This is a genomic window from Bacillus sp. DX4.1 (assembly GCF_030348195.1).
Taxonomy (GTDB): Bacteria; Bacillota; Bacilli; order Bacillales; family Bacillaceae_G; genus Bacillus_A.
The window spans coordinates 315,001-325,000 of the sequence record NZ_JAUCFT010000008.1; the positions used below are offsets into that span (position 1 = coordinate 315,001).

Sequence of the window (10,000 nt, forward strand, 5' to 3'; positions counted from 1 at the left end):
TGGTTAAGGAACTCGGCAAAATGACCCCGTAACTTCGGGAGAAGGGGTGCTTTCTTAACGGAAAGCCGCAGTGAATAGGCCCAAGCGACTGTTTAGCAAAAACACAGGTCTCTGCGAAGCCGTAAGGCGAAGTATAGGGGCTGACACCTGCCCGGTGCTGGAAGGTTAAGGAGAGGGGTTAGCGCAAGCGAAGCTCTGAACTGAAGCCCCAGTAAACGGCGGCCGTAACTATAACGGTCCTAAGGTAGCGAAATTCCTTGTCGGGTAAGTTCCGACCCGCACGAAAGGTGTAACGATTTGGGCACTGTCTCAACCAGAGACTCGGTGAAATTATAGTACCTGTGAAGATGCAGGTTACCCGCGACAGGACGGAAAGACCCCGTGGAGCTTTACTGTAGCCTGATATTGAATTTTGGTACAGTTTGTACAGGATAGGCGGGAGCCATTGAAACCGGAGCGCTAGCTTCGGTGGAGGCGCTGGTGGGATACCGCCCTGACTGTATTGAAATTCTAACCTACGGGTCTCATCGACCCGGGAGACAGTGTCAGGTGGGCAGTTTGACTGGGGCGGTCGCCTCCTAAAGTGTAACGGAGGCGCCCAAAGGTTCCCTCAGAATGGTTGGAAATCATTCGTAGAGTGCAAAGGCATAAGGGAGCTTGACTGCGAGACCTACAAGTCGAGCAGGGACGAAAGTCGGGCTTAGTGATCCGGTGGTTCCGCATGGAAGGGCCATCGCTCAACGGATAAAAGCTACCCCGGGGATAACAGGCTTATCTCCCCCAAGAGTCCACATCGACGGGGAGGTTTGGCACCTCGATGTCGGCTCATCGCATCCTGGGGCTGTAGTCGGTCCCAAGGGTTGGGCTGTTCGCCCATTAAAGCGGTACGCGAGCTGGGTTCAGAACGTCGTGAGACAGTTCGGTCCCTATCCGTCGTGGGCGCAGGAAATTTGAGAGGAGCTGTCCTTAGTACGAGAGGACCGGGATGGACGCACCGCTGGTGTACCAGTTGTTCTGCCAAGGGCATAGCTGGGTAGCTATGTGCGGAAGGGATAAGTGCTGAAAGCATCTAAGCATGAAGCCCCCCTCAAGATGAGATTTCCCATAGCGTAAGCTAGTAAGATCCCTGAAAGATGATCAGGTTGATAGGTTCGAGGTGGAAGCATGGTGACATGTGGAGCTGACGAATACTAATAGATCGAGGACTTAACCATATAAATATGAAGCAATGTTATCTAGTTTTGAAGGAATATACCTTCATCAGTTTGGTGATGATGGCAGAGAGGTCACACCCGTTCCCATACCGAACACGGAAGTTAAGCTCTCTAGCGCCGATGGTAGTTGGGACCTTGTCCCTGTGAGAGTAGGACGTCGCCAAGCAAAAACCTAAGTCGATTCGACTTAGGTTTTTTTGTGTTTGATGATATAATTCTTATTTTCGTATACGTGTAACTTGTCCCTCATTCATTTTTAAGACATCTTCACTTTTAATTTTTACTAAAGAGTGTGGAGAACCGCCTCCAGTAAAAATATAATCTAGCTTCATTACTTTTGGATCAATTAAAAACGTGGCATCATAACCAAAGGAAGGGACTCCGCCAGCTAGATAACCCGTGCATTTTACTATTTCTTGTTCAGTGGCTAATCTTGGTCTCTCAATGTTTAATGCCTTGCCTACTCTGGTAGTACTAGCTCTGTCTTCACCTTTCAGTACAGCGAGAATGAAGTTATTGTTTTGATCCATCATACAAATATTTTTTACAAATTGTTCTGGAGAGGTATTTGTAGCTTTAGCAGCATCTTCTACGGAATGACAAGTTTGTGAAAAAGTGAGATGCTCTGCACTAATATTTTTGGCATCTAAGTATTTTTTACATTTTTTTTCATAACTTTTCATATATTTTCTCCTTCGTTAGACATAATAAAATGAGCCCATCATCTATGCTATTTCTTCATCCATAGATGATGAGCTTGTGTGTCGAATATCGGCGGATGTATCTTATTTTTTTACATCAATTAGTTTAAACCGTTCACAAACGAGTAACATGTCTTCAGAAAATTCACGTCCAATTTCATTTAATTCTTTTATGAAGAATTTTACATGAGCATCCTTCCAGTAGCGATAGGTTCGATCGCCTTCTCCTTCTGCAATAGCAAATTCTTCAGGTACTTCATTCATTGGTGTTACAGTTACTTCGACGGTTTTAATAATGGCCACGGGTTCGTCATTACTATTTAAGATAATACTATAGTCATCTGTTGTTGGAAGTGGTTCATTTTCTAATTCATAAAAAATATGACCAGAGCATGTTGCTGTTTTTACACCATCAATTACTAACTGAGCAAGGTAGTCAGGAGAGGCTCCAAACTGCCAGGCACTAACGTATTTAGGCTTTTCGCGTTCTTTCCAATATTCATTCCAATATTTTTGTGCTAATTGATTCATTTGTATAATCGACTCATTTCTTCAGTGTCTAGTTAAATGGGCAATGTCTTAATATAAGATTCTATTCATGAATGATGGACTGTTTGACGACTTGAATTCTCTGTAAAGTCATTTAAAAGCTGTATTGTTGTTTTACGAATAAGCAAAGGTAATACGTTAAATGAATATGGTTTATAAACACGCTCTGTCCACTTGTGCCCGTCTTTTCCATATACGCCCATGTTAATAGAAGGGATGTTTAATTTTCGGATTGTTTCATATGGAAGCGGGTATAATTGTTCCCATTTAGGGAAGTTCTGTAATAATGGCTTTAATTCATCGTCAGTTTCATGAATGGATAAGAAACTGCCATCAGCTAAATACGGGAAGAATTTTTTCAGGACAAATTGTTCACCTGTTTCATCTTGCATGTTTTGTAATACATTTTGAATACTACTTTGTAATTGACGATTTTGTTCACTTGTTTGCTTTAAATAGTTATGTGGTAAAAATGGTGGTGCGAAAAATAAAATAACACGTGCTTTTTTCTCTGGATCTATTTCTTGAAGAGCACCAACAATTTCAAAGTAAAGCTCCCGTAAATCACTTGTATTACTTTGTTTTAGTATGCTCTGAATTGTTTTTTCTGTATCTATGTCGCGTTGTTGTAATTCTTCTATATAATCTCTGTAACTTGTTACAGCAATCTCCCATGAAAGGTTACGTGATGGGAGACCTGTTACGAGTAAATAACGATGAAACTGCTCTTTTAAATACTCCTCGGCTTCTTTGCACACTTGTCTTGTTTCTTCTAATAGCTGCTCAAGAACCTCTGCAGGTGTAGATTCATAAATAAAATAATTGAAGTATAGTTGACTGCTTGTTGCTGTTTGTACCGTATAGCTATTTTTGTTATCACGCTGATATAAACATGTTGGAGGTAGGACAAGCTCATCAGGGATAAATTCAGTTAGTTTATAGTTATTATGTAGTCTACGTGTAATTTGAGCTGCAATAAAGTTTGGATCAATTCCTGATAAGGTATCACCCACATGTACTTCTCTCCCATAAATATAGAAACAAGGTAGAAGTTTTCCGGCAGTTCCCGTATAAATGTAGCGCTGACTATCTCCGTCATATAGAGGTGTTATAAAATCATTATTAATTGCTAAACGATATTGTAATTGTTTTTCTTGTTGGAGTCTTTCAAGTTCAGATAAAGCTGCTGTAATTCCGCGGTGTTCACCTTCTTCATCACCATTGAAAAGTAAAAGAAGGTTTCCTTCTAGTAACTCAGTATGTTGTGAGAAATATAATATGTTAGCTAGATGAACGGCAGCTCCGCTTTTCATATCAACAGAGCCTCGGCCAAATAGCCAATCTCCAGATTTCGCATCAGATTGAACGTCAGAATTCCCTTCATATGTTTGAAAGTATTTTTCCAGTGTCCCTGAAGAAAAAGCGTGTTCTTTTAATAGTCCAAAGTCTTCAATTCCAACTGTGTCTAAATGGGAATGATAAATAATAGTAGACGTTGCGTCTGTATTTCCTTCTACAAATGCAAATACGTTTTTTCGGCCAATTGGATCATTTGGCACATTCTGAATCCATATATGTTCAGGATGCTCTTGAAAGTAAGGGAAGCTTTTTAAAATGTGATATAGCTCATCTATAATACGTACCTCACCAGTAGTACCATTAATACTATTAAAAGAAACTAAATGTTTTGTTAGTGTTTCGACTTGTTTTTCTAGAGATAATGAGTGTAGTTGTTGGTACATAGGATAAAACCTCCTTGATTTGTTAGTTTGTTACATTGCTGTAGTAGATTTTTTATTTTCTTTTTCTTCTTTTGAAGATTTAAAGTTAGAAAAGTAATCATTTGTAATAGAGCGGACCTTTCCGCTAAGGAAGAACACAGCAATTATATTCGGAATGACAACGCAAGCTAGCATTAAATCTAAAAATTGCCATATGAACTTGAGTCCTCCAATAGCTCCAATCATAATTGCTCCAATGTATACAAATCTCATAAACTTAGAGAAAGTAGAGCCGAATAAGTACTCAGCTTGTTTTTCCCCATAGAATACAATCACGACAACAGTAGTAATAACGAATAAGAAAAGAGTTGTTGAAACGATAACTCCAGATAAAGATGTACCAAATACAGGTTTCATAGCAGCAGCAACCATTGTAGGTGCTTCATTTGCTTCAATTGTTTTCCAAGCCCCTGAAGTTAGGACTGTAAGAGCAGTGATTGTACAAACGATTAACGTATCTACAATTACCTCAAAGATCCCCCAAAATCCTTGTTTTGCTGGATGATCATTCATAGCAGCAGCATGGGCAATTGGAGCAGTTCCCATCCCAGCTTCGTTTGAATATAAGCCACGTGCTAGTCCCCAGCGAATGGCAGCAGCAACTCCAGCGCCAGCAAATCCACCAGCTGCAGAGAGGGGAGTAAGAGCATGTTTGAAAATTAATGAGAAAGCGGCAGGGATTTCTGAAAAATTAAAAGCTAAAATAATAAATGAGCAAAGTAAATATAAGACAACCATCAGTGGAATAAGGCGCTCTGAAACTTTCCCAATGGTTTTAATTCCGCCATATGTAACAAGACTAACAAGAATGACAATTGCGATACCTGTTATAGTTGGCGAAATGCCAAAAGAACCTTTTATTGTCGTGGCAATGGAATTAGATTGAACCATCGTACTCGCAACAATTTCAATCATTAGTGCAAAGGCAAAGAAAGAAGCAACCTTTTTCCAGCCAAGACCTTTTTCGATATAATACATAGGTCCACCAACCCATTCGCCTTGTTCATTTTTCTGACGGTAATGAATGCCTAATACTACTTCAGAGTATTTCGTAGCCATGCCAATTAAGGCAACAATCCACATCCAAAAAATAGCTCCAGGGCCACCAAGTGCAATTGCTACGGGAACACCAACGATGTTGGCTGCTCCCATTGTAGAAGCTAAAGCAGAAGCTGTTGCTTGAAAGGGGGTAACAGTACCTGGGGCGTTGCTTTTAGCGAAGATTTTTCCAAAAGTTTCTTTAATAATATGAGGAAAGTATCGGAATTGAAAAAATCCTAATCGAAATGTTAAATAAACGCCTCCTCCAAGTAATAAAAACATCATGGGAAGCCCCCAAATAAATTCTGTAATCTGTGAAATAAATTGCGAAAATTTCTCCATTGTTTACCTCCTAGTATATGTGAATGAAGTAGAAGTGCCATAGCTGTCGTGAAGCTCCTTTCAAAATTTAGATGTTTATTTATTAAGTTTTTAGGAAGAAAAAAAGATGAATTGCTACTGAACAGTGAAGTGTATCAATCATTAGAAGTTAAATAATTAAATGTTTACAAGGGGAAGATTCTAGTTGAGATGGTACTGTATAAATACAAATGAAAAAACCGACATAAAACCCTTCTTTTTAGGTGGGAGAGAGCATCCGGCCATTCATAGAAGCGGTCAGATCCTTTTCCTGCCCCATGCCAAGCGAAAACAAAGAGAGAAAACGAGTGCAGGTCACCTTTTGTTATCCATAGCCGCGGCTTATATGTCGAAAAATCAAAATGGATTTATATGGGTTGGAATGGTACTGGGTTGGGCTATGAAAATGTATGCCTTTATTAATATTAAAGAATATTTAGAATGTTCGTGTCAATCTATTTTTAACTATTAATATATTGAAAAGTAATTTAAAAACGATAAGGATGTTGTCTTTGTGGCTTTTTATTACATATAATTTTTGAGGTTTCTTTAGGAGTTATAATCACTAAAAACCGATATTCTTATAGGAATATCGGTGGCTATATAAATACAAATGAAAAAACCGACATAAAACCTTTCTTTTTAGGGGGAGAGAGCATCCGGCCATGCATAGAAGCGGTCAGATCCTTTTCCTGCCCCATGCCAAGTGAAAACAAAGAGAGAAAACGAGTGCAGGTCACTTTTTGTTATCCATAGCCGCGGCTTATATGTCGAAAAAACAAAATGGATTTATACAGTTGCTTTTTTACTTATAGAGAATCTTGTTATGGTTAGAGCAGTACGAAGATAGTGAACAAAAGGGCTAACAAAATGCGGTAATAGGCAAATGGTTTTAAACCTATTTTTTCTAGTAGCTTTAGAAAAGTTACTACCGCTAGCATTGCTACTACAAAAGAAGTAATAAATCCTACTGCAAACATTGGGATATCATCTACACTTAAATATTTCCAACTTTTTAATAAGTCTAGACCCGTTGCTCCAACCATGACGGGAAGAGCAATTAGAAAAGAAAATTCTGATGCAGCTTTATAATTCACTTTTGCTAACAATCCTCCAGACATTGTGGAACCAGCTCTTGAGAAGCCAGGATATACTGCTAAACATTGAAATAATCCAATTGTTAATGCTTGACGATATGTTAAATCGTCTAATGAATAAGATGTAGCTTCAGGTTTTTTAACTTCTGCAAAAATCATAAGAATAGCTCCTGCTACAAGTCCAATAACGACAGTATGTGGCTGGAATAAGTATGTTTTGATCACATCATGTAATAGTAAGCCAGCAATTACAGCTGGGAATACACCTAGTATTACATGTAATGCATTAAATTTTTTTTCTTTCTGTAGAAGCGGTTTTATATTAAATAAAGAAACAAGGCGTTTATGATATAAAACTGCAATAGCTAGAATAGCACCTAGCTGTATAACAATCTCAAATGTTTTTGCTCTTTCTCCTTCAAAGCCTAACAAGTGACCGGCTAATATAAGATGACCGGTAGAGGAGATGGGTAAAAATTCTGCTAATCCTTCGATGATGCCAAGTATAAAGGCAATAATTGTATCGCTCATAATTTCACTCCTATATTTAAATAAAAATTCTCTTTTCAAATGTTGTGGAAAGACGGAGATGCCTCAGAGTAAATTTCAGAACATTTTATCATCCGTATAAATTAATGAATATCTACCCTTTTAAAATAGGTAATTAACGCGATTAATCCGATGAAAGAGGTTGCAAAAATAGCAATATAGGAATATTCGGGAGGATAAGTGGGAAGAAGCGTATTTTTTGAAATATCTCCTGCTGCTTGCCACGGAAACAATCCTCTATGTTTTGAATTTGTCGTCATTAAGTTTAATAAGACTATTACAATCGTAAATACAATAGTGGGTACATAATTCTTTAGTGCAATCGTTATAAATATGACTGGTGTTGATAGAATAAAAAGAAATGCTCCACCTATAAAAAATCCTCCTAAGGATTTTATTAGCAATAATGAACTAAGACCTTCAAACTGTCCTAATAAACCGAAAACAACAGTTAGTCCCCAGGAAACTAAAGTTAAGATCATAATCCACAAAAATAAGATTATTAATTTGCTTATAAGGAAGTTCATGCGTGATATAGGAATGGTTAATAAATTCTTTAATGTGTCTTCTGCATATTCGCGATTAAAAAGATAAGCCGTGATGACTCCATATAGAGGGACTCCAATCACTACAACAGTATACATATGAGCTTCACTTAACAATTGACCAAACACAATAATTGAATTAGATTTTTTATCTTGCATATGTATATATGACGCTACTACTATCATAAAAGGTGCTACTGCTGCCCCAAGAATACTAATCAAGAACATGTTAGAACGTTTCAATTTTAATAGTTCTGTGTATAATAGATTAACCAATTGTCCCACCTCCAACCAACTTGGTGAAGTAATCTTCTAATCTGTCTTCGCTCATCATAATCTTTAATACTTCAATATCGTTTTGGACAAATGTCTTATTAATCTGTCCTTGCTGTCCGAAGTGAGAGTAAACGCGAATATTTCCTTCATCATGAACCTCATAATCCGAAATATGAAATTGGTTTTCTAACAGCATTGCAGCTTTATTATCGTTATTTACTTGGAATTCCAAGTATTTACGATTTGTTTTTCGAAGTGTATCAAGAGCAATTTCCTCTAATAACTTACCTTCATGAATAATTCCCATATGATCAACTAGCTGTTCGACTTCAGCTAAAATATGGCTAGAAATTAATATTGTTATATTTCTTTCCTGGGATAAAGATTTAATGAGCTTTCGCATCTCTTTAATACCGATGGGATCTAAACCGTTAGTCGGTTCATCTAATATTAATAGTTCTGGATAATGGAGAAGGGCTCTTGCAATTCCTAATCGCTGTTTCATCCCTAAAGAGTATTTTCCTACTAGCTTTTTCGTTACATGCTCTAGCCCTACAATTTCTAATGCCTCTTCAATCGCATTTTTTTTGTGAATCCCAATGATCTTGGCATTAATTAGTAAATTTTCTTTTGCAGTAAGGTTTTCATAAAACCCTGGAACCTCAACGATAGAACCAATTCTTCTTAAAATTTCTTTTTGGTTTTGGAAAAAATCCTCTCCGAATATTTCGATTTTTCCACTTGTAGGTTTTATTAATCCTAGTAGCATTCGAATTGTAGTTGTTTTACCTGCACCATTTCTCCCGATAAATCCATAAATCTCTCCTTGGTTTACATTTATATTTAGATTATCTACAGATTTTTGACTGCCATAAATTTTAGTGAGATTTGTTGTTTTTATGATTGCACTCATTTTGAAACACCTACTTTCTATAAGCTCTTAATTACATGATAAAAAGGAGGACTTAACTGCTGCTTAATCATTTCTTAACTATTTCTTAAAAATGGATTGTTTTGGGAGAGAAAAGCCAAAGGTCGTTTTTTTCCACGGAATACTCTCTACCCATATTTGTCCACCGTTTTTTTCTACGAGAGCTTTAGCAATAGCGAGTCCTAGGCCACTACCACCATGCGAAGAATTCCTTGATTGGTCACTTCGGTACATTCTCTCAAATATGTTCTCTAAATCATTTTTTGAAATTCCAGGTCCTTTATCCCAAATAAGCAACTGATATTCATTAGCTGCTTCTGTTAGCTCTATTCCTAATATCTTTCCGGATTTTCCATAATGTATGGCGTTTTTCATGATATTCCCTATAACTCGCGAAAGACTAAGGGAATCGGCTGTAATTGGGCAAGGTACATCTGGAATATGAACTTGTAATTCTATATCATGTTTTGAGAGTTCAGGTAAAAACGCAATTAAAGATTCTCTAGCGACCTCAGCAAAATTGAGAGGCTCTTCCTTCAATGGAAATTCATTTGCATCTAGCTTCGCCATATTAAATATTTCATCAACTAATTGTTTTAAGCTGTTTGATTTCTTTGAAATGATTTCAAGATATTCTCGTTTCTCTTCTTCTGAAGCAGCAATATCATCTTTTAAAGCATCAACATAGCCAATAATAGAAGTAAGGGGTGTCCGAATATCGTGTGAAATACTAGATAGGAGTTGTTTTCTAGCTTCTTGAGATTGTACAGCTTCAATTTGCACTTTTTCTAGCGTGGTTATTAATTCATTTGTAGAAAAGATCACTTCATCTAATGAATGATCGTTATTTGTATAGAGCCTTGCGTGTGTATTTCCCTTGATGGCACGTCGTAATCCGGCAACCATGGATTTTCGGCTTTCGATAAAATGAATTCTTATAAAGAAAAGACTTATTG

8 protein-coding genes and 2 rRNA genes (2 of these 10 running past the window's edge) are annotated in these 10,000 nt (G+C 37.4%); 2 read left to right on the plus strand and 8 right to left on the minus strand.

The genetic code is table 11. The features are described from left to right. A 23S ribosomal RNA gene (locus tag QUF99_RS05055) occupies nucleotides 1-1,214 on the plus strand (it extends 1,708 nt beyond the left edge of the window). 50 nt (nucleotides 1,215-1,264) lie between these two features. Then, nucleotides 1,265-1,380: ribosomal RNA gene (gene rrf, locus QUF99_RS05060) — 5S ribosomal RNA — on the plus strand. 52 nt (nucleotides 1,381-1,432) lie between these two features. Here the strand turns inward: rrf and QUF99_RS05065 are convergent. From QUF99_RS05065 to QUF99_RS05100, 8 genes are all read right to left on the minus strand, one after another. Continuing rightward, on the minus strand, nucleotides 1,433-1,897 hold the full coding sequence (locus QUF99_RS05065) for an aminoacyl-tRNA deacylase (protein WP_289368877.1): 465 nt from the start codon (nucleotides 1,895-1,897) through the stop codon (nucleotides 1,433-1,435). Between the two features lie 102 nt (nucleotides 1,898-1,999). Beyond that, nucleotides 2,000-2,446: an ASCH domain-containing protein gene (locus QUF99_RS05070; RefSeq protein ID WP_289368878.1), complete on the minus strand. Its 447-nt coding sequence runs from the start codon at nucleotides 2,444-2,446 to the stop codon at nucleotides 2,000-2,002. 65 nt (nucleotides 2,447-2,511) lie between these two features. Beyond that, nucleotides 2,512-4,206 carry a M20/M25/M40 family metallo-hydrolase gene (locus QUF99_RS05075; RefSeq protein ID WP_289368879.1) on the minus strand — a complete coding sequence of 565 codons (1,695 nt, stop codon included), beginning with the start codon at nucleotides 4,204-4,206 and terminating at the stop codon, nucleotides 2,512-2,514. Between the two features lie 30 nt (nucleotides 4,207-4,236). After that, nucleotides 4,237-5,628 (minus strand): alanine/glycine:cation symporter family protein, encoded by a 1,392-nt coding sequence (locus tag QUF99_RS05080; RefSeq protein WP_286123253.1) that lies wholly within the window; start codon nucleotides 5,626-5,628, stop codon nucleotides 4,237-4,239. An 848-nt stretch (nucleotides 5,629-6,476) separates the two neighbouring features. Next, a complete protein-coding gene (bacA, locus tag QUF99_RS05085) occupies nucleotides 6,477-7,274 on the minus strand; it encodes an undecaprenyl-diphosphate phosphatase (RefSeq protein ID WP_289368880.1) in 798 nt (265 codons plus the stop codon). A gap of 101 nt (nucleotides 7,275-7,375) precedes the next feature. Further along, nucleotides 7,376-8,113 (minus strand): ABC transporter permease, encoded by a 738-nt coding sequence (locus QUF99_RS05090; protein WP_289368881.1) that lies wholly within the window; start codon nucleotides 8,111-8,113, stop codon nucleotides 7,376-7,378. Next, nucleotides 8,106-9,026 (minus strand): ABC transporter ATP-binding protein, encoded by a 921-nt coding sequence (locus tag QUF99_RS05095; protein WP_289368882.1) that lies wholly within the window; start codon nucleotides 9,024-9,026, stop codon nucleotides 8,106-8,108. The genes QUF99_RS05090 and QUF99_RS05095 overlap by 8 nt, the downstream gene beginning before the upstream one ends. Before the next feature lie 78 nt (nucleotides 9,027-9,104). Then, a protein-coding gene (locus tag QUF99_RS05100) for a sensor histidine kinase (RefSeq protein WP_289368883.1) crosses the window boundary here: on the minus strand, nucleotides 9,105-10,000 show its 3' portion. Its footprint extends 133 nt past the window's final position; the window shows 896 of its 1,029 coding nt (coding positions 134-1,029); its start codon lies beyond the right edge, outside the window — the gene reads right to left on this strand; its stop codon occupies nucleotides 9,105-9,107.